Origin of the sequence: Gemmatimonas sp., from assembly GCF_031426495.1 — a bacterium.
Lineage (GTDB): Bacteria > Gemmatimonadota > Gemmatimonadetes > Gemmatimonadales > Gemmatimonadaceae > Gemmatimonas.
This window is the reverse complement of record NZ_JANPLK010000040.1, coordinates 149,841-174,563: the sequence shown is the minus strand read 5'-3', so window position 1 is coordinate 174,563 and position 24,723 is coordinate 149,841. Positions and strand designations below refer to the sequence as shown.

General features: G+C 65.1%; 25 protein-coding genes. 17 read left to right on the top strand and 8 right to left on the bottom strand.

Going from position 1 to position 24,723, the window contains the following annotated elements; all coding sequences use genetic code 11:
- Window positions 1-2: 2 nt before the first annotated feature.
- Together RMP10_RS10520 and RMP10_RS10515 are read right to left on the bottom strand one after the other, a co-directional pair.
- The gene (locus RMP10_RS10520; protein ID WP_310570250.1) at window positions 3-1,385 is read right to left on the bottom strand and encodes a sigma-54 dependent transcriptional regulator; all 1,383 of its coding nucleotides are present in this window, start codon (window positions 1,383-1,385) and stop codon (window positions 3-5) included.
- Entirely contained in the window at window positions 1,382-3,181 is a 1,800-nt protein-coding gene (locus tag RMP10_RS10515) for an ATP-binding protein (protein ID WP_310570249.1), read from the bottom strand. The genes RMP10_RS10520 and RMP10_RS10515 overlap by 4 nt, the downstream gene beginning before the upstream one ends.
- Window positions 3,182-3,283: 102 nt before the next feature.
- Here RMP10_RS10515 and RMP10_RS10510 point away from each other — a divergent pair, with 102 nt between their 5' ends.
- Genes RMP10_RS10510 through arfB form a run of 3 tightly spaced genes read left to right on the top strand, consistent with a single transcriptional unit; the run spans window position 3,284 to window position 5,884 of the window.
- A complete protein-coding gene (locus RMP10_RS10510) occupies window positions 3,284-4,639 on the top strand; it encodes a hemolysin family protein (RefSeq protein WP_310570248.1) in 1,356 nt (451 codons plus the stop codon).
- On the top strand, window positions 4,636-5,445 hold the full coding sequence (locus RMP10_RS10505) for a methyltransferase domain-containing protein (RefSeq protein WP_310570247.1): 810 nt from the start codon (window positions 4,636-4,638) through the stop codon (window positions 5,443-5,445). Before RMP10_RS10510 ends, RMP10_RS10505 begins: the two co-directional genes overlap by 4 nt.
- A gap of 1 nt (window position 5,446) precedes the next feature.
- Window positions 5,447-5,884, top strand: a complete 438-nt coding sequence (gene arfB, locus RMP10_RS10500; protein WP_309670198.1) for an alternative ribosome rescue aminoacyl-tRNA hydrolase ArfB — start codon at window positions 5,447-5,449, stop codon at window positions 5,882-5,884.
- A gap of 27 nt (window positions 5,885-5,911) precedes the next feature.
- Here the strand turns inward: arfB and RMP10_RS10495 are convergent, their stop codons facing one another.
- On the bottom strand, window positions 5,912-6,517 hold the full coding sequence (locus tag RMP10_RS10495) for a hypothetical protein (RefSeq protein WP_310570246.1): 606 nt from the start codon (window positions 6,515-6,517) through the stop codon (window positions 5,912-5,914).
- Window positions 6,518-6,844: 327 nt separating this feature from the next.
- Between RMP10_RS10495 and RMP10_RS10490 the strand changes: the two genes are divergently transcribed.
- Both RMP10_RS10490 and RMP10_RS10485 read left to right on the top strand, forming a co-directional pair.
- A complete protein-coding gene (locus tag RMP10_RS10490) occupies window positions 6,845-7,564 on the top strand; it encodes a class I SAM-dependent methyltransferase (protein WP_310570245.1) in 720 nt (239 codons plus the stop codon).
- Between the two features lie 299 nt (window positions 7,565-7,863).
- Window positions 7,864-8,697 (top strand): polysaccharide deacetylase family protein, encoded by an 834-nt coding sequence (locus RMP10_RS10485; RefSeq protein WP_310570244.1) that lies wholly within the window; start codon window positions 7,864-7,866, stop codon window positions 8,695-8,697.
- Here RMP10_RS10485 and RMP10_RS10480 read toward each other — a convergent pair.
- Window positions 8,694-9,392: a hypothetical protein gene (locus tag RMP10_RS10480; RefSeq protein ID WP_310570243.1), complete on the bottom strand. Its 699-nt coding sequence runs from the start codon at window positions 9,390-9,392 to the stop codon at window positions 8,694-8,696. The two genes, RMP10_RS10485 and RMP10_RS10480, sit on opposite strands and share 4 nt — an antisense overlap.
- A gap of 229 nt (window positions 9,393-9,621) precedes the next feature.
- Between RMP10_RS10480 and RMP10_RS10475 the strand changes: the two genes are divergently transcribed.
- The 10 genes from RMP10_RS10475 (at window position 9,622) to RMP10_RS10430 (ending at window position 20,129) form a co-directional block, all read left to right on the top strand.
- On the top strand, window positions 9,622-10,062 hold the full coding sequence (locus RMP10_RS10475) for a hypothetical protein (protein ID WP_310570242.1): 441 nt from the start codon (window positions 9,622-9,624) through the stop codon (window positions 10,060-10,062).
- Between the two features lie 117 nt (window positions 10,063-10,179).
- Entirely contained in the window at window positions 10,180-12,402 is a 2,223-nt protein-coding gene (locus RMP10_RS10470; RefSeq protein ID WP_310570241.1) for an ABC transporter ATP-binding protein, read from the top strand.
- 5 nt (window positions 12,403-12,407) lie between these two features.
- Window positions 12,408-13,769 carry an HlyD family efflux transporter periplasmic adaptor subunit gene (locus RMP10_RS10465; protein WP_309671794.1) on the top strand — a complete coding sequence of 454 codons (1,362 nt, stop codon included), beginning with the start codon at window positions 12,408-12,410 and terminating at the stop codon, window positions 13,767-13,769.
- Window positions 13,766-15,232, top strand: coding sequence for a TolC family protein (locus tag RMP10_RS10460; RefSeq protein ID WP_310570240.1), 1,467 nt, complete (start codon window positions 13,766-13,768; stop codon window positions 15,230-15,232). Before RMP10_RS10465 ends, RMP10_RS10460 begins: the two co-directional genes overlap by 4 nt.
- Before the next feature lie 64 nt (window positions 15,233-15,296).
- The gene (locus tag RMP10_RS10455; protein WP_309671796.1) at window positions 15,297-15,605 is read left to right on the top strand and encodes a CPXCG motif-containing cysteine-rich protein; all 309 of its coding nucleotides are present in this window, start codon (window positions 15,297-15,299) and stop codon (window positions 15,603-15,605) included.
- The gene (locus RMP10_RS10450) at window positions 15,580-17,112 is read left to right on the top strand and encodes a CHAD domain-containing protein (RefSeq protein ID WP_310570239.1); all 1,533 of its coding nucleotides are present in this window, start codon (window positions 15,580-15,582) and stop codon (window positions 17,110-17,112) included. Before RMP10_RS10455 ends, RMP10_RS10450 begins: the two co-directional genes overlap by 26 nt.
- 21 nt (window positions 17,113-17,133) lie before the next feature.
- Entirely contained in the window at window positions 17,134-18,342 is a 1,209-nt protein-coding gene (locus RMP10_RS10445) for an HDOD domain-containing protein (RefSeq protein WP_310570238.1), read from the top strand.
- On the top strand, window positions 18,342-18,836 hold the full coding sequence (locus RMP10_RS10440; protein ID WP_310570237.1) for a hypothetical protein: 495 nt from the start codon (window positions 18,342-18,344) through the stop codon (window positions 18,834-18,836). The genes RMP10_RS10445 and RMP10_RS10440 overlap by 1 nt, the downstream gene beginning before the upstream one ends.
- Window positions 18,837-18,839: 3 nt before the next feature.
- A complete protein-coding gene (locus tag RMP10_RS10435) occupies window positions 18,840-19,247 on the top strand; it encodes an RNA-binding S4 domain-containing protein (RefSeq protein WP_310570236.1) in 408 nt (135 codons plus the stop codon).
- A 210-nt stretch (window positions 19,248-19,457) separates the two neighbouring features.
- Window positions 19,458-20,129: a response regulator transcription factor gene (locus tag RMP10_RS10430; RefSeq protein ID WP_310570235.1), complete on the top strand. Its 672-nt coding sequence runs from the start codon at window positions 19,458-19,460 to the stop codon at window positions 20,127-20,129.
- Here the strand turns inward: RMP10_RS10430 and RMP10_RS10425 are convergent.
- Both RMP10_RS10425 and RMP10_RS10420 read right to left on the bottom strand, forming a co-directional pair.
- Entirely contained in the window at window positions 20,108-20,413 is a 306-nt protein-coding gene (locus RMP10_RS10425; RefSeq protein WP_310570234.1) for a hypothetical protein, read from the bottom strand. The two genes, RMP10_RS10430 and RMP10_RS10425, sit on opposite strands and share 22 nt — an antisense overlap.
- 9 nt (window positions 20,414-20,422) lie before the next feature.
- Window positions 20,423-20,833 carry a Rid family hydrolase gene (locus tag RMP10_RS10420; RefSeq protein WP_309671803.1) on the bottom strand — a complete coding sequence of 137 codons (411 nt, stop codon included), beginning with the start codon at window positions 20,831-20,833 and terminating at the stop codon, window positions 20,423-20,425.
- A gap of 30 nt (window positions 20,834-20,863) precedes the next feature.
- On the opposite strand from RMP10_RS10420, the gene RMP10_RS10415 reads away from it, so the two are divergent.
- Complete coding sequence (locus RMP10_RS10415; RefSeq protein ID WP_310570233.1) at window positions 20,864-22,003, top strand: alanine racemase; 1,140 nt, start codon at window positions 20,864-20,866, stop codon at window positions 22,001-22,003.
- A gap of 41 nt (window positions 22,004-22,044) precedes the next feature.
- Here the strand turns inward: RMP10_RS10415 and RMP10_RS10410 are convergent, their stop codons facing one another.
- Both RMP10_RS10410 and ybaK read right to left on the bottom strand, forming a co-directional pair.
- A complete protein-coding gene (locus RMP10_RS10410; protein WP_310570232.1) occupies window positions 22,045-22,863 on the bottom strand; it encodes a DUF4198 domain-containing protein in 819 nt (272 codons plus the stop codon).
- 39 nt (window positions 22,864-22,902) lie between these two features.
- Window positions 22,903-23,373, bottom strand: a complete 471-nt coding sequence (gene ybaK, locus RMP10_RS10405) for a Cys-tRNA(Pro) deacylase (RefSeq protein WP_309671806.1) — start codon at window positions 23,371-23,373, stop codon at window positions 22,903-22,905.
- Between the two features lie 49 nt (window positions 23,374-23,422).
- Between ybaK and RMP10_RS10400 the strand changes: the two genes are divergently transcribed.
- The gene (locus tag RMP10_RS10400) at window positions 23,423-24,709 is read left to right on the top strand and encodes a DNA polymerase IV (protein WP_310570231.1); all 1,287 of its coding nucleotides are present in this window, start codon (window positions 23,423-23,425) and stop codon (window positions 24,707-24,709) included.
- The last annotated feature ends 14 nt before the right edge of the window (window positions 24,710-24,723 follow it).

The window sequence follows — 24,723 nt, the reverse complement described above, 5'->3', positions numbered from 1 at the left end:
GATCAGGCTTCTCCGTAGCGGGCAAGTTTGCGATACAGTGTGGACGGATCGATGCCGAGCATGTCGGCTGCGCGACTCTTGTTGCCACCTTCGTTCTGCAGCACCCACTGGATGTACGCGCGCTCGATGGCTTCAAGCGTGGGCGACACCGGCGTGCGTTCACTCACCAGCGGCTCGGCCCGGCGGGCCGTCACGCGCTCGGGCAAGGCGTCAGGATCGATCACCGAGCCGGTGGACAGGATCACGGCGCGTTCAAGCGCGTTCTCGAGCTCACGCACGTTGCCTGGCCACGCGTATGCCATCAGTGCGTCGAGTGTATCGTCACGTAGCATCTTCACGCCTTCATGGCGCAGCAACGCGCTGCGGGCGAGGAACGACTCCGCCAACAACGGGATGTCGTCCTGACGCTGACGGAGCGGCGGTAAGTGCACCGCGATCACGTTGAGTCGATAGAAGAGGTCGGGCCGGAAGCTGCCGCGCTTGATCTCCTCTTCCAGATCGCGATTGGTGGCTGCGAGGACGCGCGTATCCACCGATACGGCTTCCGTAGCACCGACAGGAATCACTTCACGCTGCTGCAAGACACGCAGTAGTTTCACCTGGATCGACGCGGTCGTCTCGCCGATTTCGTCGAGGAAGAACGTGCCCTGATTGGCCGCGGTGAAGAGGCCGGTCTTGTCCTTGACTGCGCCGGTGAACGAGCCCTTCACATGACCGAAGAGTTCACTCTCCAGCAAAGATTCCGGGAGTGCACCGCAGTTGATGGACAGAAAGCTGTGGTCCGCTCGCGTGCTCAACTCATGGATGTATCGCGCGATCACTTCCTTGCCGGTACCCGACTCTCCGGTGATCAGCACCGTGGAATCCGTGGGGGCGACGGTTTCGGCGAGACGCAGCACGTCGAGCCACGACTTGCTGCGTCCGATCGGACGGCCGCTGGTCGTGCGCTCGCGCCGCTTGATCTCCTGCTTCAGCGTGGTGTTCTCCGCGCGCAGCTTTCGATGCTCGGCGGCACGACGCAGGATGGCCAGCAGCTCGTCGTTACGAAACGGCTTTTGGATGTAGTAGAACGCGCCCTCGTTCACGGCCTGCATGGCGGACTGCAACGTGGCCTGCGCCGTCATCAGAATCACCGGCACATCGGGATCGACCTGACGCGCCGTGCTCAACACCTGCACGCCACTCACATCGGGCATCCGCACGTCGGTGAGCACGATGTCCGGCCGCAGCTCGGGAATGCGCTCCACGCCGGCACGGCCACCATGGGCCGTGAAGGGGATGAAACCCTCGTTCTTGAGCAGAATGCGCAACGAATCGAGAATGCCCGTTTCGTCGTCCACGATGAGCACGCGCGGTGCGTCACCGGTGAGCGCGGGAGGGATCACGGTGCAACTCCAGTAAGGCGAGGAAGCAGATCGTCGGCGGCATCGTCCTGATGCGGCTCGAAGGGGACAGCATTGTGCACGGGCGTTTCACCGCGACGCGACGAGCCGTTGTCGCTGGCGATCGGCAGCAGCATCGTGAACCGCGTCCCGCGGGTGAGCGAGTCGACGAGCACCACGCCGCGATGCGCCTCGACGGCGCGATGCACCACCGGGAGTCCGAGCCCGGTGCCACCGGCCTTGCCGGTCACGAACGGTTCGAACAGCCGGTCCTTCAACTCCAGTGGAACGCCGGGACCGTCATCGGTCACACTCACGGTCAGCAACTCACCGGTCAGCATCGCCGACGCCGCGCCATGCTCGCCGGCCGGGCGATAGCGGTCGACCTCGATGAACACGTGCCCCTCGGGCCCGACCGCCTGCACGGCGTTGAGCACGAGATTGAACACGGCGCGATGCAGCAGATCCTCGTCGCCTTCCACCGGCGGCAGTTCCGGCGCCACGCTCACCTGCACTTGCACGCCGGCGCGCCGATCGGGATGCGAAGCTGCGATCATCGCCGCGGCGTTCACGATCGCCCCCAGATCGACGCGGCTTACGCGCGTAACGCGTGCCCGAGCGAAGTCGAGGAAGTCCGCAAGCAGGCGACTGAGCCGATCGGCTTCGCGCACCACGAGGTCGTGCAGAATCCGCTCGTCGTCATCGTCGGCCGTCGGCTCCAGCGATCGGGCACGGCGACGTGCTAGCTGTTCGGTCGCGCTGCGGATCGAGGCCAGCGGATTCCGGATCTCGTGGGCCAAGGAAGCGCTCAGTTCAGCCACGGCCTGCAGGCGCTCGGCGCGAATGTGCAACGCCTGAATGCGCTTGCTGTCCGAGATGTCCTGGAAGATGGCGGTCGCCGTGACACCGCCGTCTTGGCGTGTACCGTTCGCAATCGTGGTGGTGACACCGATCTCGACCGTTTCGCCATCCCGGTGAATCACCCCTTCAGCCCGCGTGGTCCGGACGCCGTCGCGCGACGACTGCTCGAGCAGCGTGGCCAGTTGCGGCGATACACCGAGCAACGTGTGGAGCACCGGCCGCCCAACGAGCGACCGCAGATCGATCCCGAGCAGATCGGACGCGGCGGGATTGGCGTACAGGAGCCTTCCCTGCGCATCGACCGTCATGATACCGGAACGAATCGTTCGCAGGATGTCGGCCGCTTCGAGCTGCACCTTCACCAACTGCGCGGCGAGCGCCTCGCGTCCCACACCCGCCTGCCGCAACCGCGAGGAGACGTATCCGGAGCCGAGGGCCACCACGACGAAGACCGCGATCTGCACGGAGATACCGACGTACGGCGTTCCCGGTCGCAGCAGGAGGACATCGGCCGCGTACAGCAGGCACGCACCACCCGCGACCGCCAGCCCGCCGCGAAAGGGCAACAGCAGCGCCGCGCTGGCGATCACCAAGATGTACAGGGCAGCGAACTGGGAGCTCCAGCCGCCCGTGATGTGCACGACGGCGGTTACCAATGCCAAGTCGATCGCGCACTGCAGTCCATAGAAGCGCAGACTCAGCGCGCGGCGTTCGAATTCGCCGTAGAGCGCAGAACCAATGGTCGCGAGGGTTGCGCCGGCGAACGCCAGCGTCGCGACCAGGGTGTCGCTGGGGGCCGCCTCGCTCCAGACGAACACCGCCGCCACCAGAATCGCACAGGACAACACGACACGGCCGAGCCAGACCCAGCGCAGTACACGGCGCGGGTCGAGCATCTCCTGAATCGGGACCTGCGGGATCGCGGGGGTATAGCGCACAGAAGTCGTGAGTCTTGCAGAATGCCGCAGAAGCGGAATGCCCGGCACTCTTGCAGATTGCACTACCCTGACGAATCACCCGCGTGTCCGTTTCCTTTCAGTATGCTTGCTGACCCTTCTTTGCCCGTCGTCCACGAACTCACGTTCGGGGTGGCTTCGGGCCGATTGCTCGTCGTGCTCCTGCTGGTCCTGCTCAATGCCTTCTTCGTCGCGGCGGAATTTGCGCTGGTGGCGGTCCGGCGAAGCCGCATCGATCAGATGGCCGCCGAGGGGGACAGCAGTGCGAAGGTGGTGCAACGTGCCCTGAGTCAGCTGGATCGGTACATCTCCGGGACCCAGCTCGGTATTACCCTCGCGTCTCTCGCCCTTGGCTGGATCGGTGAGCCGGCCATCGCGGTGCTGGTCGACCGCGCCCTGCACGTGGTGGGCGTCGAGCCCGCGAATGGTGCGGTGCACACGGGCGCCGGGATCGCGGTCGCGTTCCTGGTCATCACCTTCCTGCACATCGTGCTCGGTGAGCTGGCCCCGAAGTCGATTGCCCTCGCACGTCCGGAAACGGTGAGCCGCTGGGTGGTCCGCCCGCTCATGCTTTTCTCGCGCGTCATGTCGCCGTTCATCGGCATGCTGAACGGCACCGCCAACCGACTACTCAAGCTGCTCGGCGTCGAGCCCGTGTCCGAGGGGGGACATGTGCACAGCCCGGAAGAGCTGCGGCTGTTGGTGATGCAGGCGCGCGCACACGGCACGCTCGACGAGTCCGACTCGGCCATGCTGGCCGGCGTGTTCGACTTTCACAACAAGAAGGCGCTCGATGTGATGCGTCCGCGCACCGATATGATCGCGATCGCCGAAGACGTGGAGCTCGACGAGCTGATCGCAACGCTGCGCCGCGAGCGCTACTCGCGCTATCCGGTATACCGCGAAACGCCCGACGACATCGTGGGTGTCTTTCTCGCGAAAGACTTCTGGCTCGATGAACACCCCGAGTCGTTCTCGCTGCGCGATCACCTGCGTGAACCGATGTTCGTGCCGGCCACGCGCGCGGCCGAACGCGTGCTGGATGATCTGCGACGCACGCGCGCGCACCTTGCCGTCGTCCTCGACGAGTACGGCGGCACCGCAGGGATCGTGACGATGGAAGATCTCGTGGAGGAAGTCATCGGCGACATTGCCGACGAGTACGATCCGCTGTCACGCGATGCCCTGCTCTTCGATGGCGTCCTTGAACTCGCCGGCTCCATGTCACTCGTCGATGTGCGCTCCGACCACAAGCTTCCGATTCCCGAAGGTGACTGGTCGACACTTGGCGGCTATGCGTTCGCGATGCTGGGGCGACTGCCGAAGGTCGGCGATCGCGTGACCTATCCCGGCGGTGAACTCGAAATTGTCGCGATGGATGGCCGTCGCGTGGCGGCACTACGCGTGCACCTGCGAACCGAAGCACCGAGCACATCATGATTCGCGTCAAGTGGTCGCTACTGTTAATCGTTGCCGCCGTGGCGTGCGGCGCTGCGGTAGATCGCGCGGATCGCGCCGAGCGCGCGGCATCGGGTACGAGCGGAACCGCACAGGATACGGTCGGTCCGGCGGCGCCGCCCGGCGAGCCGGCGCGCGCCTTTCCGAGCCCAATGCGACCGGTGGCGGATATCGTCGCGCCGAGATGGAGCGATGAGGACGATCGCGACGACGTCGGCGAGTTCGCGCGCGTGGTGCAACTGGCCAAGATCGGTCGCGGACAGCGCATCGCCGACATCGGCGCAGGGGATGGCTACTACGTGACACGACTGTCGCCCGTGGTAGGTGCCACCGGCCAGGTGTATGGGCAAGACATCATGCCCGATTACCTCGCGTTGCTGCAGCGCCGCGTGCGACGCGAAGGGCTGCGCAACGTCCAGGTGGTACGCGGCGATGCCCACGATCCGCGTTTGCCGGCGGCCAGTGTGGACGTGGCCATCATGATTCACATGTATCACGAGATCGAGCAGCCCTTCGCGCTGCTCTGGAATCTTGCGACGGCCATGCGGCCTGGTGGACGCCTCGTGATCCTCGACCTCGAGCGGCCGACCTACGGCCACGGCACGCCGCCGTCCCTGTTGCGCTGCGAGTTGGCGGCTGTGGGCTATCGACAACGGTCGTTCACCAAGACCGCACCGTCGGAGTACGTGGCGATCTTTACAGCCCCGGACTCGACTGCACGTCCGACGCCCGCGTCGATCTCGACTGCACTCAGCGCGTCGCCGTGTCGTGCGCCGGGAGGTGACTGAGGTGACCGCGCCGTCACAGGACGACGTGGATGTGGTTCCGGGTGTTTGCATTCCGGCGTATGAACTCGACGTCACCGCCATCTCCGGGAGTGGGCCCGGCGGTCAGCATGTGAATCGCAGTGCCACGCGCATCGCGCTCCAGTGGAACGTGCGGCACACGCGCGCGCTGCGTGACGAACAGCGGGCGCTCGTCATGGCACGTCTCGCGTCACGCCTCGACAGCGACGGCGCACTGCGCATCGTGGCCGGCGAGTATCGCAGTCAGCAGCAGAACCGGCGGGCGGCGATCGAGCGGCTCGTGCAGCTCGTGTCGCGGGCACTGATTGTGCAGAAGCCCCGGAAGGCCACGCGGCCTACACGGGGCTCCGTCGAACGACGATTGACCGAGAAGCGTCAACGCGGTGAGACCAAGCGTCGTCGACGTCCGGACGACGACTGAGCGACGCCGAACGCTGGCAATACGCGCCTAGCCAGCGGCGTAAATGAGCAATTGTTCATACTCGGCTTTCTTGATGAGGCGGCCCTGGTCGACAAAGCGCTCGATGATCGGTTGCGCCTTGGCGTACGCAAATGAGCCGGTATAGAACAGCAGCTCCCCGCCAGGATTCATCGTCGCGAGAAACAGTTCGACCAGCGACGTATCGTCGAGCGGCGCGTATTCGGCATTCGACACGTTGTAGAACTCGCACAAATGGAAGAGCGACACCACGTCGAACTTCGGCAGCATGCGCGGCGTCAGCGTGTAGATATCCGCGAAGAGCACCTTGTAGTACTTCGCTGCCTGCGGCTCATTGATGACGTAGTCGACATACGCCTCGTACTCGCCGAGCGACGCGGTGATGCCGAGGATTTCATTGGGCTCCGAGAGTGCCTGATTCTCTTTGGCCAGCAGATGGTGTTCACCCGTCCCGAAGTGGAACACCATGCTGCCAGATCGACCACTGGCAGCCAGAAAGTCGGCAAATTGCAGGTCGCACGGACAGACCTTCGCTTGCAGCTTCCAACTGTCCGCATAAAAATTGAGCTTGCCTGGCTTGGGGTCCCAAGGCTTGGGAGGCGGTGAGAAAACCATGCGCCTCAGACGGCGCGTGCCGGCGCGTACGACGCGCACACCCTCGCTCAAGAAGGACGGAGCGGAATCCCCGCCCGCTGTGGCCGATGAATCGGAGTTAGTCTCTGGCAACGACCATGTCCCGCACGTTTGAGGTGATATGAGCGCACGACGAGTGTCCAAAGTCGATCAATCCGTGGTGTTGTCAAGTCTTGCGAGACGAACGTGGGACGTGATGCCAAACCATAACAAGGATGACCGGTCGCATTGACAAGCGTCGTCATTCGGCGATCGTTCATCGGCGTTGACACAGAGCGGACAGCGGCCATTTCCTCTTTTCTAGAACCGATGCCAGGTGCCGTTCCGAGAGACGCCGCATTCTTCGATGACTTGTATCGGACTCACGCCGACCCGTGGGGGTATCGTCAGGCGGCTGAACAGTCCAAGTACCACCTCACGTTGAGAGCCGCACGCCGTTGGCAACCCCGCCCGCGCCGCGTGCTCGACGTGGGCTGCAGTCTCGGGTACCTGACCGAGATGCTGGCCGACTACGCGCCACGTGTCAGTGCGTTCGACATTTCACCAACGGCCATTCGCATGACGCAAGACCGCTGCGCGGCCCGTCGAACCTCGACCGCGTTTGACATACAATTGGGCGATGCCTTGGCGCCCGCGTATCCTCGCGGCCACTTCGACGTCGTGTTCGCTGGCGACGTGTTGCTTGGCGCCTTCGATGGCGCTGAACGCGCTGTGCGGGCGGTGCGGGCGCTGTTGCCCCTGCTCTCCGCAAACGGCGTGCTGATTGCCACCGACTTCATGAACCCGACCGCGCAGCAGTCGTACGTGAATTTGGTCGAGACCGCCGGCGGACGGATTCGAGAAGCGTTGTACTTCAACGACCGGTACTGGTTTCGGCTCAAGACCGCGCTTAAGTCGCGGCGGGACTCGGCGTGGGGACAACGACTGTTGTGCAGCCCGCGCGTGTTCCAGTTTCTGGCCCACCGCGCTGCGCGGCGTGGGCCTGCGGGATCCAAGCACTTTGGCTTAGTCGTCCAACCAGTCGCCTGAGTGTCGTGCGAGTTCTCCTTACCGTAGACCATGCGGATCCGACCGCGGACGCACACGCTGTAACACTGGCCGATGCGCTCGTCGCACGAGGGCACGACGTGTTTATCGCCTCCGAGCATGCACACGCGCCAACCAGAGCTAGCCGCGTCAAGGTTCGGCTGGGTGCCGGTTCGCTTTGGCGGACCGGCAAGGGTGTGCTTTCGCTGGTGTGGTTGATCCGCCGGAACCGCCTTCAGGTTGTTGATGCGCGCTCCCCACGCGTTCGTTTGGCGAGCTGGCTGGCGTCCCGCCTGGCTGGGGTGCCGCTGGTTAGCGTAACGGCCGACGCCACGAGCGACGCTGACGTGGTTTGCCGTGAATACGCGTACCGATCGACGTACGTCAAGGCGACTCGCCATGAGATACCGATCCTCTGCTACCATCGTCTCATCGAGCGTGACGACGAGGGAAGCGAGTTCGAAACGCACTTGCGCGCCGACCGATTCGAAGCGCAGCTCCAATACTTGCGCGATCACCGCTTCCGTACCTTGCATTTCGCCGATGTCGACAATGCAATGGTGTTCGAGAAGCAGCGGCGCGCCGTCGTGCTAACGTTCGACGACGGGTATGAGGACAATTTTCGGTTGCTGTTTCCGCTGCTTAAGAAGTACAACGCCAAAGCCGTCATTTACCTCGTCTCCGGCCTCCAACACAACGAATGGGACATGCGGCGTGGTGATGCGCCGCGTCGTCTGCTGAATCAGGCGGAACGCCGCGAGATGCTTGAGAGCGGATTGGTGGAATTCGGAGCGCACACGGTCACGCACGCCGACCTGAGCACCGTCGATCTTGAACGGGCTCGGGTAGAGATTCAGCACTCCAAGACGCAGTTGGAGTCAGAGCTGGGCGTGCCCGTTCAGACGTTCGCCTATCCGTACGGCCACCTGTCGGCGCAAGCCAAAGAACTCGCGCGGCACGCCGGCTTCCGTTACGCCTTGGCGACCAACTCCGGGCCGCTCGCGATGCACGAAGATCCGTTTCACGTGCGTCGTGTCGTGGTGTTTCCCAGCATCACCATGAAACGCTTCAAACGGAAAGTGAGCGGACGATACGTCCAACGACCGACCGTCTGCCAACGAGAAGCGCCACGCTAAAAGACGATCGCGTTGACGCCGAGATAGTACGTCACGAAGTCGGCACGACCGCGAATCGGGACGGGCGGACGATCGTTGGCGTACGCCTCGCGGACCCGATCGGCGTTGAGATATCGGACGTCATCGTGACGGAGAAAGCGCGCGCCAAGATCGATGCGTACCGGATTCTTGCCGTTGCTCACCCGGATGTAGCTGCCCACGGCTCCCCCGTAGGCCAACACCGCGTCACTGGCATTCGTGGTCGTGGCGAAGGGGTCGTTCTCGTTGCTCGATCCTTCGATCGCACTCGAGGTCCAGAATACCGAAAATCCGCCGAGCGCGGTGGCGTAGGGGGTAAAGGTTCCGGTGGGGCCGAGCAGCTGCGGCCCCGTCACGACCGACACAATGTTGCTGGTGGTGCGCAAGTCCAGCTGAAGCAGGCCACCCGTTCCATTTAATGGAATGCGACGGGTGGTATTCCCGTACATCAGAAACGAGACATCGCCACGGAGATTGGCGATGGAGTTCGGATCGAGCCGCATGAGGACATAGCCGCCGAAGCCGAAGCCGTTGCCTGTATTCCGACCAAGCTCGCCTTTGGGTTCAGAGACCTGCAGATGGACGCCGATCGATCCGCGACCAGACGGCGCGCCGCCGATGCCGCTGGACTGTGCGCTGGCCGAACCGGCCAGCAGGACGGCCGCGAAACCGCTCATGAGCGCGGCCGCGACACGGTGTGAACCAATGGAAACGCAAGACATGGATAGGCGCGTTGATCGTGCAATTAGAGCCTGTGACAGAACCGCCGAGTGCGATCTGCTGGTGATGAGCCGTACGCCGGTGCCAGAAGAAAGTGTCACGAATCGGTCGCGCCTACCGATCGCGACCAATCTTAACTCCGAAGCCGCTTGAATCCCGATCAGTGATGTCGTATTTGTTGACCGTATGACTGCAGCGCCTCGTCCCAGCTGGCTGGTTCACCTCGCTTTGGCCTGTGCGGCCATGGTGTGCGTGTTGCTCGCCGGTGCGCCGATGGCCTCTCGGCCCCTGCCGACCATGCAGCATACCGCCACGAACCTGGAGAGCGGCCGGTTCCGGATCGAGTCGGCGCAGCGCGTGCTGGCGATGAACCACGCCGCACCGACTGATCGCGCCTCGGCGCGGCTGGCCCCCACCGCGCGCGCCGCCTGGCAGCGCAGCGGCGGACGCCGCGGCCAGCGCACGGCGTCGTCGCAGATCCCCGGCGTCGAGCGTACGGGTGATTCTCTTGCCCGCTCCTCGTACGATCGGCATCGTAGCACACCAACCGTCGCGCGTGTCTCTGCGCAGCGTCGCGATGGCCGGCTGGGCTCAGCGCCGACACGAGCCCCGCCGATCCACCGCTGATCACTCGCGGCACCGGTCTCTGGAGCGCGGGCACTCAGGCCCGCCTCTCATCGCGTTCGCCCTCGTCGCCCGACGCGACGACGGGACGTTCTTGCTCATAGCTCCCCCAATTGCGTCATGTCGGCTCAGGCAACTCGCGTCAACCAACTCGTTACCGCTGCGCTCGGACTCGATGTCGAGCAGGCGCGCTGGCGCGCGCTCACGCGTCAGATCTTGTCCACCGATCCGTTGCCGAATCGATTGCGGTCTATTGGCGGCGCCGTCGATGTCGGCTACCTCGACCGGCAGATCTCCCTCGATACGCTCAAGCTCGCCATCGCGGAGCGTACGGTGCCCATCGTGCTGGTCGACGTGCGCAATGACGATGCGATCGTCGTGTGTCGCGACGCCAGCGACCGGGTCCAGGCGCTCTTGGTTCCCCGCGACGGCAGCGAGATCGTCATCGACGGACAGGGCGACTCGCTCGCGGAGACCCTGTTTCGACGCATGAGTTCGGGGAATGCGCTGACGGCACTGGCGCCAATGGCGCTGCGGCCGTCCAACAGCTCCCTCTCGAGCGCCTACCCCCACAGTCCCGTCGGCGAGTCCGGCCGCGCCGACGAACACGAACCGCGGACGCCGCTCGACCGCACCTTCGCCCTGTTCGCCCGGGAGCGTCGTGAGATTCTCACGGTCTTTTTTTATGCGACGCTGTCCGGCGGATTGAGTCTGATTCTGCCACTCGCCGTTGGCGGTATCGTGCAGATCGTCCAGGGCCGGCTCTATCTGCAGCCCGTGATCGTGCTGATCTCCTTCGTCGTGCTGGGGACGATCATCGCCGGTGTGCTGCAGATCGGCATTCTCAAGGTGGTGGAGCGCATCCAGCAGCGCGTCTTCGCCCGCATGGCGCTCGAGTTCGCCTTTCGCATTCCGCGGCTACGCTATGCCGCGTCGCTGGAGCAGAATCTGCCCGAGCAGATGAACCGGCTGTTCGAGGCCATCGCGATTCAGAAGGGCGTACAGAAGCTGCTGCTCGATGTCCCCACGGCGCTGCTCACGATCGTGTTCAGCCTCATGCTGCTCACGTTATATAGTCCCTGGTTTTCCGTGTTCGCGATCGTGGTCACGGCTGCACTCTGGTTCATCATTCGCTGGTCCGGGCCCGAGGGGCTCGAGACATCGATTGTGGAATCGAAGTACAAGTACAAGGCGGTGCACTGGCTCGAGGAGATCGCGCGCGCGTTTCACGCGTTCAAGTATGCCGGCGACTCCACGCTGCCGGTGGAGCGGATGGACGACGTGGTCACCGGCTACCTCAAGTACCGGCGCAAGCACTTCGCCGTGCTGGTAAAGCAGACCATTGCCCTGATCGGCTTCAAGACGTTCATCACAGCGGCTGTGCTGATCATCGGCGCGACGCTGGTGCAAACCAACCGGCTGCTGCTCGGTCAGTTCGTGGCGGCCGAAGTCGTCATCGTCACCGTGCTCGCCGGCGTCGAAAAGTTGATCACCAGTCTCGCCACGGTATACGACGTGCTCACCAGCGTGGACAAGTCGGGCCACGTCGCGGATCTGCCGCTCGAAGCCCGCGGCGGCCTCGCGCCGATCCACACACTCGGGGTGGGCGTGTCCATCGTGACGAAGGACCTCCGCTACCGGTATCCCTCGGCGCGTTCGGCCTCCGTGGACGGTGTCACGTTGCAGATCGAGCCCGGCGAACGGGTGGCCATCATGGGCTCGGACGGATCGGGCCAGTCCACTTTGCTCAAGCTGCTCGGCGGCCTGATCGATGATTACGATGGCACGATTCGATTCGACGGCGTCACGCTGCGCGATTTGGATCGGCCGGCCCTGCGCGCGCGCATCGGGCAGATGCTCTCGTGGACGGATCTCTTCGACGGCACGGTGGAGGAGAATGTCAGCGTGGGCCGCACGCACATCACGCCGCGCGATGTCCGCGAGGCGCTTGACGACCTTGCCCTCACGGACGAAATCCAGCAGCTGCCGCAGGGCATCCAGACCGAACTCACGAACGGTGGACGAACGCTGCCCGCTCATCTCGCGAGCAAGCTGCTCGTGGCGCAAGGCATGGTTGGCCGTCCGCGCCTCATCGTGCTCGACGACTTCTTCCAGAACCTCGACGCCGCGTCGCGCACGCTCATCATCAAGCTGCTCACCGATCGCAACCGGCCGTGGACGGTCATCACGGTGTCGCACGATCCCCAGTTGCTGGCCGCGTTCGACCGCGTGCTCGTGGTCGATCAAGGTCAGATCGTGCGCGAAGGCCCGTTCAGCGTCCTGCGACAGGACCCGATGTGCCGCAACTTGCTGCACGAGACGCCCATGACCACGGGAGCCTGAATACCATGGCCTTGTCCGATCTCGATATCGAACGCGAACTCAAACACCTGCCGTTGGAAACGACGGCGCTGTTGGGCGAAGCGAACACCAGCCGCATCGTATCCCGCTGGCTGCTGGGCATTCTCATCACGCTGTTCCTCGTGCTCTTCGTGCCCTGGCAGCAGAGTGTCCGCGGCGAAGGTACCGTCACGGCCCTCAATCCCGCCGACCGTCCGCAGGAACTGCCCACGCGGATCGATGGCCGCATCGAGCAGTGGTACGTGCAGGAAGGTCAGTACGTGAGCAAGGGCGACAGCATCGTCCGCATCTCCGAGATCAAGGAGGAGTACCTCAATCCCAACGTGCTGCCGCTCACCTCGCAGCAGCAGTCGGCGAAGGAGTCCGCGATCGGCGAGAAGCAGAACAAGGCCGCCGCCCTCACCACGCTGATTTCCCAGCTCGACGCGCAACGCGATTTCAAGCTGCAGCAGACCGCGAACAAGATCGAGCAGTATCGCGCCGAAGTTCGCCAGGCGGTGTTAGAGGATTCGGTGGCGCGCGATCAGCTGCGTCGCCGCGAACGCCTCTTCCGCGACACGCTCGGTCTCGTCTCGGTCAACGAGCTGCAGGCGTTTCAGATCCGTGCGCAATCTGCGTCCGCCAAGTTGGTAGAGAAGCAGCAGATGCTCCTCAGCGTCCAGACGGATCTCTCGAGCGTTCCGGCGGAGTATGGCGAGAAGATTTCGAAGGCGCGGTCCGATCGTGCGTCGACGCTCGCCGAGGTCAGCGAAGGCCGCTCGGAGGTGGCCAAGCTCAAGGACAAGGTCGGCTCGCTCACCATTCGCAACGGCTTCTACCTCATCGAAGCGCCGCAGGATGGCTACGTCGTGCGCGCCACGAAGGCTGGACAGGGCGAGATCGTGAAAGCCGGCGAGCCCATTGTCACCATTCAGCCGGCCCGACCGAGCAAGGCCGTCGAGCTCTTCGTCAAACCGATGGATATCGCGCTGCTCAAACCCGGGCGTCACGTACGCATCTTCTTCGACGGCTGGCCAGCCCTGCAGATCTCGGGATGGCCGCAGGTGGCATCGGGGACATTCGGCGCGCAGGTCGCCGTCATCGATCAATTTCCGAATCGCTCGGGGCAGTTCCGCGTATTGCTGGTGCCGGACACGACGAACGATGGCGCGTGGCCCGCGCAGCTCCGCCTTGGCACGGGTGTGCAAGGCTGGGCCATGCTCGACAACGTGACCGTTGGATGGGAGATCTGGCGTCAGCTCAACGGCTTCCCGCTGTCGATCAATCCCAACGAAGCGCTGCCGGCCGACGCGGTGGCGGGCGGGAAGGGCGCGGGCAAGAGCGACTCGAAAAGCGCAGGAAAGAAGTGACGCGTTTCCTGCGCACGATGCTCGCCGCGACAATCGGTCTTTGCTGCACGGTATCGATCTCGCGCTCGATCTCGGCACAAGCGGCACCGGGCGCGCTCGACACGCTCGGTACGCCATTCACGTTTCCGGCGTTCGTGGACGCCATTCTCGCCAACCATCCCGTAGCGACGCAGGCACGTCTGGTCGCCGAGCAGGCGCGCTCGGAGCTCCGGACCGCGTGGGGCGCCTTCGACCCCACCGTGACCGCCTCGTGGGATCAGAAGAAGTTCGGCGGCACGGAGTACTACAACTACTTCGACGCGCAACTGAAGATTCCGTTGCCGATCGGCGCGGACGTGACCATTGCGTTCGATCGGACGATGGGCCGGTATTTCAACCCAGACCGACGCACCGCCGCCAACGGCACGCTCGAAGCGGGCATCTCCATTCCGCTTGGCCAGCGCATCCTGACCGACGAACGTCGGAACGCACTGCAGCAGGCGCGCGCGGCGCGGGATGCCGGCGACGCCGATCGTACGGCGATCGTGAACAAGCTGCTCTTCTCGGCCGCCAAGGATTACGGCGTGTGGTACGAAAGCTGGCGCCGTCGCATGATCGCGCAGGAAGGCGAGGCGTTGGCGGAGTTCCGGTTGCAGGCGGTCCGGCGGCGTGTGGCGAACGGGGAGACCGCGCCGATCGACACCATCGAAGCGCTGCTGGAATTGCAGCGCCGCGAAGTCACCCGCTTCGAGGCGGAGGCGTCTTTCTACCTCTCGTCGCTCGACGTCACGGCGTATCTCTGGGATGACGTGGGCCGCCCGGTCCCACTGCCCGCGGATGCGAAGCCCGTGCTGCTCGGCATCGAACGAGTGGGGATCGACTCCACGCGACTGGTGGAGCTGCTCGACGTCGCGACGCGCCGAAATCCGGATCTGCTCAAGGTACAGGCGCGTATCAAGCAGGCGGAGGCCCAGCGACTGTTCACGACACAGGCGCTCCTGCCACTGGCCGAAGCGAAACTGGCCGGACTTGGGGCGAGCGACAGCGAGCAGTCGTTTTTTGACGGTGAGCGGCTCGACAACAACTACAAGGCCGGACTCAGCATCAAGTCGCCCTTGCTCTTCCTGAAGGAAACCGGACGCTTTGCGGCGTCGGGCCAGCGCCTTGAATTTCAGCGACTCGAGCGGGACCGGCTGCGACGCGAGGTCGAGTTCGACGCACGCGCCGCGATCTTCGACATCTTCAATCTCGAGCGCCTTCGACAGCGACAGGTGGCGAACGTACGGAACGCGAGGTTACTGCGCGATGCCGAGCAGGTGCGCTACGAGAATGGCGAGGGCACGCTCCTCATTCTGAACCTGCGCGAGCGCTTGGTGCTCGACGAGGCCGTGAAGCTCGCGGCGGTGGAGGCCAAGGTGGCGGGCGCCCGTGCTGCCCTTGCGGTAGCCACCGGCGACCGGACGCTGCTGTTGAAGCAGAACTAACACGCCAGAGGTGGACAGGGGCGGCAGCCACGTTTGATTACGCGCATGCTTACACTGTGCCAACATGGGTAATCGGGAAGAGTGGGACCTGCCGGATGACGCCGGCGATCCCGATGAGGCCGAAGACGCGCTCGACGACGAGGAGTTTCCACTCGGCGACGGCGTGGCCGATCTCGTCGGGGAGGTGCACTGCCCGTACTGCGGCGAACCGGTCGAGATCACACTCGACCCGGGCTCCGGGACGCATCAGCAGTACGTCGAAGACTGTCAGGTCTGCTGTCGTCCGTGGCTGGTGTCCGTGAGTTACGACGACGACGGCACGGCCCACGTGCACGTCGACGCGAACGATGATCACGATGACAACGATGGCTGACGGTGCTCTCCTGACCGCGACCGATCTGCGCCGCCTGTTGCCGGAGGTACTTCGCCGGCCGGCGCAGGAAGGCGCGCGGGTGGTCGCCTTGCACTGGCTCGAACAGCTCTGTGAGGCGCGTGCGCGGTGGCAGCCGTCGGCCATCGGGTCGCCCAAGGCGCTCCCGCCCGGCGAGGCGGCGCTGTTGACCGGTGCTCCCCTGGCCACGGCCGGTACCGCGTTCGGGACGGATGCCGAAACGTTGCACCGCGCTCGCGTCTCGCTACGGCGGCTGCGTGCGGTGCTGCGAGAGCATGAGACTGCGCTTGATGGCGCGGTCGACGGACGCACACTGCGTGCACTTCGGGCACTGGGGCAAGCGACCAATGCCGTGCGCGATGCCGACGTACAACGCTCGTGGCTCGACGCGGAAATGGAACAGCTGCCCGCCGTCGCGCGCGACGAAGCCATCCGTCTGCGTGCCATCCTCGACCGACGCGCGTCACGCTCGTCCGCCAACGTCACGCGCGCGTTCGAGAAGCATCTCGATCCGATCGTGGACCGTCTGGTGGCTCGCCTGTCCACGTACCTGCTCATGCATCGCGTGGGCATGCCGGCGACACCCACGCCGTTCGCGCGCCATCTCGCCACACGCGTTGAACGGGCGTCGGTGCGACTACGGCGTGATCTCGAGGGCGTGACCAGCGTGGCCTCGCGCGACGCGATGCATCGGGTACGCATCCGGCTCAAGCGGCAGCGCGCCATGCTCGCACCCTTCGCCAAATCGCGTCCGGCGTTGGGCGCCTGGTACGAACTCGCCACGCGGGGGCAGGACCTGCTCGGCGCCGTGCGCGACGCGGATCTCTTGGCGGAGCGGGCGCTCAAGGCCAAGCTCCCGGCGCTGCATCGCGCCTTGGGGGCGGTTGCGCTCGCGCACTACGAAGCGTTCACGCTGGATTGGTGCGCGCGGATCGACAGCGTGATGAAGTCGCTCGAGTTGGCCGTCGTCGAGCTGCGGCGTGACAGCGCACCGGCAACCGAGGCCGGCGTGCCGCTCGAGATCGAACGCAAGTATCTCCTGACTCGCGTACCACCGGTGGCCGCCGCCGTATCGCCAACACTGATCGAGCAAGGCTGGCTGCCCGGGACCGCGCTGCGCGAGCGATTGCGTCGATCCACCAATCCCGATGGAACAGTCGTGTGCTGGCGGAATGTGAAACTCGGTCCCGCACAGGCCCGTGTCGAAATCGACGAGGGTACGAGCCGCGAGTTGTTCGAGGCGATGTGGCCGCTCACCGCGGCGGCGCGCGTACGTAAGCAGCGGCACGTCGTGCGCGATGAGGCATATGCGTGGGAGATCGACGTCTTTCTCGATCGCGATCTCGTGCTCGCCGAAGTCGAGCTCTCGGGGCTTGACGACCAACCGGCACTCCCTGCATGGCTCGCGCCGTATGTGGAGCGCGACGTCACCGGCGAGCCGGCATTCTTCAACTCGGTGCTGGCGCGCGCCGAGCGCGCGCCGCGCTGATCGCGTGAAGCGGAGCCGCGTATGCTGACCTCGCTGATGCCGATTCGTGATCGTCGCGACCGCGTTATCGGGTATGCGGTTTCGACCTGCCCGGCCGATCCGCGCCGCAGTGGTTCGGATCCAGACGGTGATGCCCGCCGACTCGTAGACATGGTGGGGGCGCTCACGCGTCTCGCCGGTCGGAGTCTCGTGGTGCCGATCACGTCCACGATCGTGCGCGAAGGTGCGATTACCCGCTTCGCCTCGGCCGATGCCGTGTGGCTCCTGGCAACGGAGTCGCTCGACGACCCCGCGACGCGGCGCGCGGTCGATCGGTTGCTTGGCGCCGGCTTTCACTTCGCGCTCCAAGGATTTCCCGACGGTGACCCGCTTCCTCCGTCGTTGGTGGGGAGTACGATCGTACTCGATGCGGCGCACACGCCGCCCAGTGCCCTCGAGAGTCGCGTGCGGGTGCTGCTCGACGCGGGTCTCCGGCCGCTCGTGCGCGGCGTCGACGACCGCCTGACGCGCCACCGCGTGCTGCAAACGGGCGTGCCACTATACAGCGGGCGCTTGTTGGCGCGTGGCGCCGGTGTACCGGTGGACCGGACCACAGAAGAGAGCGTGATCCGCGCGATCACGATGCTCGCGGCATTTGCCGATGGCCGTCCCACCGATTCGTCGTTCGACACCTTCGTGCATGATGATCCCCACTTGGCGGCATCGCTGTTGCGCGCCATGGGCTCGGCCTCGCTCGGCGTGCGCGGGCCACGTTCGGTCACGCACGCGATCACGATGCTCGGTCGCGATGCCATCATGGACCGCCTGGTGTCCGTGGCCGCACGACTGATCGGTGATGCCGCGCAAGATGCCGAACTCGGATTCATCGCACTGCGTCGCGCGCGTGCGTGCGAGCGAGTGGGTTCCGCACTCGACAACGCACCACATCCGCGCATGCGCCTGATTGCCGGCCTGCTCTCGACGCTCGAATTCGCACTCGGCGCGTCGGCGCCAATTCTGGCGGAGCGCTTGGCGCTGCCGAACGCGCTGCGTGACACGATGATCGACCGCCAGCAGCCGCTCGGGCAATTGCTCGAGGTGATCGACGCACTCGAGCAGGGGTGGTGGGATGATTTCGTGTCACGCTGCGGTCGCATCGGAATTGCGCCGGCGGTTGTCGCGGACGCGTGGCTGGCGTCGTGGCGCACCGCACGCGACGAACTTGGCATTACCCGCAACGACTTGAGCTGATGACAACGACTGCCAGAGAATATCTCGTCAATCGCTTCCAGACCGATGCCGCGGTGCTGCGCGAGCGCGTCGCGCTCATGGCGCGCGGCACGAACGTGCCGGGTCCCGATGCGATGACCTCGAGCCGTATGGCTGATGCCTGCGACGACGTCGTCGCGATGCTGATGGCGATGGCCAGTAGCGGGGACGCCGACGCAGAGCTCGATGCGACCATGGCCCTGGTGCCGCTGCTCGAACGGCGCGCGAGTGAGCAGCAATCGAATCCGGCTGTTCGCTCGGTATACGCCGGTGCCGCCACCCGAATCCGGGAGGTGCGATCGGCGGAGGCGCAGTCCGCACAGGCCGATGGTACGTCGTCGGCGGAGCTCGACGACACCGATATCGCGGACGACGCATTGGACCACGGCGACGACGTCGATGATCTCGACGACGACGTCGATGATGATGTGATCGTCTTCGACGAAGAGGATGACAGCGCCGACGGGTCGAAGTAGTCGATGCGCGACGACGACGAGCAGTCGCCACCGGGCAAAGTTCGGCTCGACAAGTGGCTTTGGGCGGCACGCTTCTTCAAGACGCGAGCGCTCGCAGCGGAAGCGATCGACGGCGGCAAAGTTGACGTCAACGGAGACCGCGCGAAGCGGGCCAAGTTGGTGCAGCTGGGCGATGAGATCCGCGTGCAGCAGGGCCCTCTCGCCTGGCAGCTTCGCGTGAAGGACGTCGCTGAACGCCGGGGCTCCGCCGAGATCGCCCAGCGGCTCTACGAGGAAATGGCCGATGGGAAGCGGAAGCGCGAGGCGGCGCAGGAACAGCTCCGACAGATGCCGACGGCCTTTGCCTTCGGTGACAGCAAGCCGGGAAAGCGAGATCGACGCGCAATTCGACGATTGAAGGGCGACAGCTGACCTGCGGCACCGTTACACGGCTGGACCAACTTCATGAATTGCCATTCATCCTGCCAAATTTGTGACAAAACCGCATTAACATGTCGGAACAACGGTTAGGGGATCACCTCGCCGTCGGTGGCGGCAGCCCTCCCCGGACTCCCGTGGCCACCGACGTTCGCTCCCGCCACGGCTCTCCGACGCATGGTTCCTACTCAATCCGACACGCGAATGCGGATCCTGGTCATCGAAGACGATCGACTCGTCGCTGATCTGATGCGCCAGGTCTTGATCGACGATGGTTACGATGTCGATATCGCTCCGGTCGCCGAAGATGGACGACGACTCGCGCTCTCGACCGCCTACGATGCGATCGTCCTCGATCTCGAATTGCCCGACCGCAACGGGATCGCCGTGCTGCAGGATCTTCGCCGCGAAGGAAGCACCACGCCCATCGTGGTCGCCACGGCGCATGATACGACCGCAGATGTCGTTCGGGCGCTCGATGCGGGCGCCGATGACTACCTGCAAAAGCCGTTTCCCAACGAAGTACTGGCCGCCCGCGTACGGGCAGCGATTCGGCGCGGGGGCGCACGCTCGATGGAGCGCGTCAGTGCCGGCGATCTCACGCTTAATCGCGTGTCACATGAAGTGCAGTGCCACAACAAGCCGGTCAGTCTGACGGCGCGTCAGTATTCGCTGCTCGAGTTCCTGGCGATGCGGGCTGGTGAAACGGTTACGCGTCCGATGCTGCTCGAGCATGTGTGGCACCTGCAGTTCGATCCCGGTTCGAACGTGGTCGACGTGCACGTCGCGCAGCTCCGCAAGCGACTGCGCGAGTCCGGCAGCGTCGTCGACATCCGGACCGTGCGCGGCGAGGGCTACTCGCTCGACCTCGGCTGATCCGCCAGAGTGTCTGCAGGACCGAGCGCCCGCGCGACGATCTCTTCGATCGATTCGCCGGGCGCTCGCTGCATCACGACCACGCGTGTCACCACGCGCGCGACGGCAGCGTCGCGGTCATCATCCACGATGATCGCCGCGATCGTCCCTTCGCCGAGGGCCTTGGCGAGTTCCGCCTGCCTGCTGGCGACACGCACCGCCGCCCCGGCCGCGCGCAGCAGCGCGACACACTGCACGCGGAACGACCGATTCATCGCGTACACCACGATCCGCGGCGGCGGCATCACCACGTTCTAGAGGGCAGCGATCGCCGAGATCTCGACGCGGATACCGCGCAGCGATGCACCGACCACGGCGCGGGCCGGGTACGGCGCCGAGAACACCGAGCGATACACGCGATCGAACGTGCCCCAATCGTTCTCATCGGCCAGATACACCGTGATGCTGACCACGTTGGCCAGCGTGGCGCCGCCGGCGATCAGAATACGCTCCATGTTTGCCAGCGTGAGGCGGGTCTGTGCTTCAACGTCGCCTTCGACGATGTCCCCGGTGGCCTGGTCCCGCGGCGTCTGGCCGGACACGAACAACAGACTCCCCATATTTGCGGTGCGCACGCCCGGAGAGTAGGCTCCCGCAGGGGCCGGCAGGTTGGGCAGCACGACCGGAGTCCACGGGCGATCGGACGGTGCGTCAGCGTGTGGCATTTTCTACAGTCTCGAAGAGAAGGGGGCGCGATGACTACGTATCTCGAACAGCTCGAGACACCGGTACCGATCGTCGACATGGATCGGCTCGCGTTCAATCTGGACCGAATGGCGGCGTACGCTACCCTGCACGGGCTTCGACTGCGGCCGCACGTCAAGACGCACAAGTCGCCACGGATTGCCGCGGACCAGCTACGGCTGGGCGCTGTCGGGCTGACCTGCGCCACGCTGCGGGAAGCTGAGGTGATGGCGGAGGTGTGCGAGGATCTGCTGGTGGCCTATCCGCCGGTCGGGGCCGCGAGACTCGAGCGGCTCGCGCGATTGCCAGTGGACGTACGTGTGACCGTTGCCGCTGACGACGCCAACGCGCTCGACGCCCTCAATGTGGCCGCCAGACTCGGGCAGCGACAGTTCGACGTCTTGGTGGAAGCGGATCTCGGGATGCATCGCGTCGGTGTGTCATCGCCGGAACGCGCAGTCGCGATCGCGCGGCACATCGATCGTGCGTCGGCGCTGAATTTCGCCGGCATGCTGTTTTATCCCGGCCACATCCGCGAGGCCGTAGACGAACAGGGTACCGCCCTCGCTCAGCTCGGCGTGAACATCGCGACCTACGTGCAGGCGTTCGAGGCCGCGGGTTTGCCGCCGCGCATTGTCAGCGGTGGCTCTACGCCAGCTGCCTGGCGCATGCATGAAGTACCCGGCGTGACGGAAGTTCGACCAGGAACGTATGTGTACAACGATCGTACCACCGCCATGATCGGCGCATGCGACTGGGATGATTGCGCGCTCACAGTCCTCGCCACGGTGGTGAGCGTGGCGGTGAAGGGACAAGCAGTGATCGATGCCGGTACGAAAGCACTCGGCCGCGAGCCACTGCGCGCCGAGGGAGACGGCTATGGCGCACTGCTCGATCATCCCGAGGTCGTGGTGTCACGGATGTCGGAAGAGCATGGCATCCTCGATCTCTCCAAGACCGACTGGCGTCCGCGACTCGGCGATCAGGTTCGCGTCGTGCCCAACCACGTCTGCATCGTCGTTCACCTATTCGACGAAATCATCGGGGTGCGTGGCCACGCGGTCGAGACGCGCTGGCCGGTGGAAGCCCGCGGCCGTGGACCGGCACTCGATGAGCTGGCCGAAGGGCCACCGCGACCGCGAGCGGTATAGCTCGCGGTGTAGCGCGCGCCACGAGGGCGCCATACGGTTGCTCAGCGCACTTCGAAGGTGAGCGTCGCCCACTTCGATTCGTAGTCGACCACGCCATCGGTCACGGGCGTCATATGTATGAACTTCACGTACCAACGCCCGGCTGCGGCGAGCGGAACCGTCACCACCCCTGTTGCGTCGCTTCGCAGGCTGCGCGGTGGGAGGCGCACATCTCCGGCCGGTCCACGGCGCCCGCCCACGATGACGAGTTGGTTGGCGACGGGTTTACCGTCGACCAGACAACGCAAGCGCAGCGTCGTGCCCGCCTTCGCCTCGTATGGGTTTGCCAGCGGGACGAGCTCGGCGGGATATCCGAACGCGGCCTGCCACCCCAACGTACGAGCGTTGCCCACCTGGAAAATCGCTTTGACGTGCTTCGAGTAGCGCTCTTTCGCGGATTTCTCCAGCGATCCGTCGCGCCGTCGTGCGGCCAAAATATCCGGAATGCCGTCGTCCGCGAGATAGGCGTTGAAGGCCTTCGCGTCGAGTGAGAAGTCGCGCGATTTGGTGGAGAGCCCAACGACGTAGGTGCCGGTGGCCTGCGTGGTATACGACAATCGACTCGTGTCGCCAGCCGTACTCCAGGACAGGCTATCGAGCGAGCGACGCTGGCCAGGTTCCGCTACGCTCAAATCCGCGACACGGTCCCACTCGATGGAGTTCTCACTCTTGGAGAACGTTCCATTGAGCAACGGGATGGTGAGCGCCGTCTTTGGGGCTACGTAATACGAGGACAAACGCCAGAACATGTCGTGCGCCAGGAGTGGCGTCGCGGCGAGTGACGCCACCAGCACCCAAATCCATTTCCGTCGATGCGGCATGGTCTTCCTCGTAAGGTGGATTGTTGACCCCAGCAAAAACTACGCGCGCGCGATCGGTCCCGTGCGGCCACGCGACAGCTTCACCAAGTCCATCGGGGCCAACGAGAGTTCAAGTCCGCGCCGGCCCGCGCTTACGTACACGCGATCGAACGCGAGCGCACTCGCGTCGATCACGACTGGCAGTTGCTTCTTTTGGCCCAACGGACTGATGCCACCGACCACGTAGCCGGTGGCCCGTTCGGCGGCGGCCGGGTCGGCCATGCGGACGCGGCGCGCGCCGACGGCAGCGGCCAGCGCCTTGAGATCGAGCATCATCAGCACCGGCACCACGGCGCAGACCAGTCCCACGCCTTCGGCGTCGGCCACCAGCGTCTTGAACACCGTGGCGGGCTCGAGCCGCAGCAGATCCACGGCTTCGCGCCCGTACGACTCGGCGGCCGGGTCGTGCTCATACGAGAGCACGTCGTGTGCGATCTTGGCTTTTCGCACGAACAGGATGGCGGGCGTCATCCTTCAAGATTGCTGCTAGCTTGCGTCAGGGCCACCACTTTCCCCCGACATGACCACTCTTTCGCCACGCCGCATTCTGCTGGTCGACGCCGACGCGTTCTTCGTGGCCGTGGCGCGCCAGGAGGATCCGGACGGCGCCGGCAAGGCGACGTTACTGATTGTGGGCGGGCGCCCAGGCTCGCGCGGCGTGGTGTGCAGTGCCTCCTACGAGTGCCGCGCGTACGGTGTGCGATCGGCGATGCCGATCTCGCGTGCCCTGAAGTTGTGTCCTCAGGCCACCTGCGTGCCGGTGCCCCGTGGCGCCTGCAGCGCGCGCAGCAAGGAGATTCAGCAGGTGCTCGCCACCTTTGCTCCGATCGTCCAAGCGTCGAGCATCGACGAGTGGTATTGCGACATGGGCGGCACCGAGGCGCTCTATGGTCACGAGTCGCTCGAGGCCACCGCGCATCGCATTCGGGACGCGGTCTTCGCCGCCACCGGCCTCACGGTCTCGATCGGCGGCGGGACCTCGCGACTCGTCGCCAAGATGGCCGTTGAACTGGCCAAGCCGAAGCCCGGCAGCGGCGCCACCGGCGTGCGCTGCGTGACGCCCGGTCAGGAAGCGGCGTTTCTGGCGCCGTTCCGGCTGGCCGACCTACCGATGGTCGGCCCGCGCTTCTCGGCGACGCTGGAGCGCATGGGCCTCGAGACCATCGCCGACGCGCAGCAGTGGAGTGTGACCGACCTGCAGTCCCGCCTTGGCGAGCGCGCCGGTGCCTGGCTGCACGGGCGTGTGCGGGGCATCGATGACAGCATCGTGACGCCGCGCGAGGTGCAAAAGCAGGTGAGTCGCGAGGAGACGTTCGGGCGCGATCTGCACGATGACGACCTCCTCGAACGCGAACTGCTTAGGCTGGCCGTGCGCGTGAGCACCGACCTGCGACGACAAGGGCTCCGGGCCAGAACCGTGACGGTGAAGCTCAAGGACGCCGACTTCAAGACGCGGTCGGCGCAGCGTACCCTGGCCCAGCCGATCGAATCCGAGAAGTCGGTGATCAAGGCCGCGCGCGTGCTCTACCGCGCGCTCCGGGGCAAACGGCGGGTCGGGGTGCGTCTGCTCGGGATCGGGCTGTCACACTTCGACGATGAGGCCACGTCCACCGGTCCGGCGGTGCAGCTCGGCTTTTTCGCCGCCCCGCCCGCCCCTGCGGCGGAGGGGGAACCGGTCGAAAACGCCAAGGACCGGGCCCTCACCCTGGCACTCGACCGGATCCGCGACCGTTACGGCAGTACCGCGATCATTCCGGCCCGTTTGATCGACAACGCGCATGATACTGGGCCAAGGGTGGAAGAATGACGCGGCCCTGTATA

What these genes read in the sequence shown, in the direction of transcription:
- RMP10_RS10510 (WP_310570248.1), top strand. Translation starts at nt 3,284, where the DNA reads ATGCTTGCTGACCCTTCTTTGCCCGTCGTCCACGAACTCACGTTCGGG.
- RMP10_RS10505 (WP_310570247.1), top strand. Translation starts at nt 4,636, where the DNA reads ATGATTCGCGTCAAGTGGTCGCTACTGTTAATCGTTGCCGCCGTGGCG.
- RMP10_RS10495 (WP_310570246.1), bottom strand. Translation starts at nt 6,517, where the DNA reads ATGGTTTTCTCACCGCCTCCCAAGCCTTGGGACCCCAAGCCAGGCAAG.
- RMP10_RS10490 (WP_310570245.1), top strand. Translation starts at nt 6,845, where the DNA reads ATGCCAGGTGCCGTTCCGAGAGACGCCGCATTCTTCGATGACTTGTAT.
- RMP10_RS10480 (WP_310570243.1), bottom strand. Translation starts at nt 9,392, where the DNA reads ATGAGCGGTTTCGCGGCCGTCCTGCTGGCCGGTTCGGCCAGCGCACAG.
- RMP10_RS10475 (WP_310570242.1), top strand. Translation starts at nt 9,622, where the DNA reads ATGACTGCAGCGCCTCGTCCCAGCTGGCTGGTTCACCTCGCTTTGGCC.
- RMP10_RS10470 (WP_310570241.1), top strand. Translation starts at nt 10,180, where the DNA reads ATGTCGGCTCAGGCAACTCGCGTCAACCAACTCGTTACCGCTGCGCTC.
- RMP10_RS10465 (WP_309671794.1), top strand. Translation starts at nt 12,408, where the DNA reads ATGGCCTTGTCCGATCTCGATATCGAACGCGAACTCAAACACCTGCCG.
- RMP10_RS10455 (WP_309671796.1), top strand. Translation starts at nt 15,297, where the DNA reads ATGGGTAATCGGGAAGAGTGGGACCTGCCGGATGACGCCGGCGATCCC.
- RMP10_RS10450 (WP_310570239.1), top strand. Translation starts at nt 15,580, where the DNA reads ATGATCACGATGACAACGATGGCTGACGGTGCTCTCCTGACCGCGACC.
- RMP10_RS10445 (WP_310570238.1), top strand. Translation starts at nt 17,134, where the DNA reads ATGCTGACCTCGCTGATGCCGATTCGTGATCGTCGCGACCGCGTTATC.
- RMP10_RS10440 (WP_310570237.1), top strand. Translation starts at nt 18,342, where the DNA reads ATGACAACGACTGCCAGAGAATATCTCGTCAATCGCTTCCAGACCGAT.
- RMP10_RS10435 (WP_310570236.1), top strand. Translation starts at nt 18,840, where the DNA reads ATGCGCGACGACGACGAGCAGTCGCCACCGGGCAAAGTTCGGCTCGAC.
- RMP10_RS10430 (WP_310570235.1), top strand. Translation starts at nt 19,458, where the DNA reads ATGCGGATCCTGGTCATCGAAGACGATCGACTCGTCGCTGATCTGATG.
- RMP10_RS10425 (WP_310570234.1), bottom strand. Translation starts at nt 20,413, where the DNA reads ATGCCGCCGCCGCGGATCGTGGTGTACGCGATGAATCGGTCGTTCCGC.
- RMP10_RS10420 (WP_309671803.1), bottom strand. Translation starts at nt 20,833, where the DNA reads ATGCCACACGCTGACGCACCGTCCGATCGCCCGTGGACTCCGGTCGTG.
- RMP10_RS10415 (WP_310570233.1), top strand. Translation starts at nt 20,864, where the DNA reads ATGACTACGTATCTCGAACAGCTCGAGACACCGGTACCGATCGTCGAC.
- RMP10_RS10410 (WP_310570232.1), bottom strand. Translation starts at nt 22,863, where the DNA reads ATGCCGCATCGACGGAAATGGATTTGGGTGCTGGTGGCGTCACTCGCC.
- ybaK (WP_309671806.1), bottom strand. Translation starts at nt 23,373, where the DNA reads ATGACGCCCGCCATCCTGTTCGTGCGAAAAGCCAAGATCGCACACGAC.
- RMP10_RS10400 (WP_310570231.1), top strand. Translation starts at nt 23,423, where the DNA reads ATGACCACTCTTTCGCCACGCCGCATTCTGCTGGTCGACGCCGACGCG.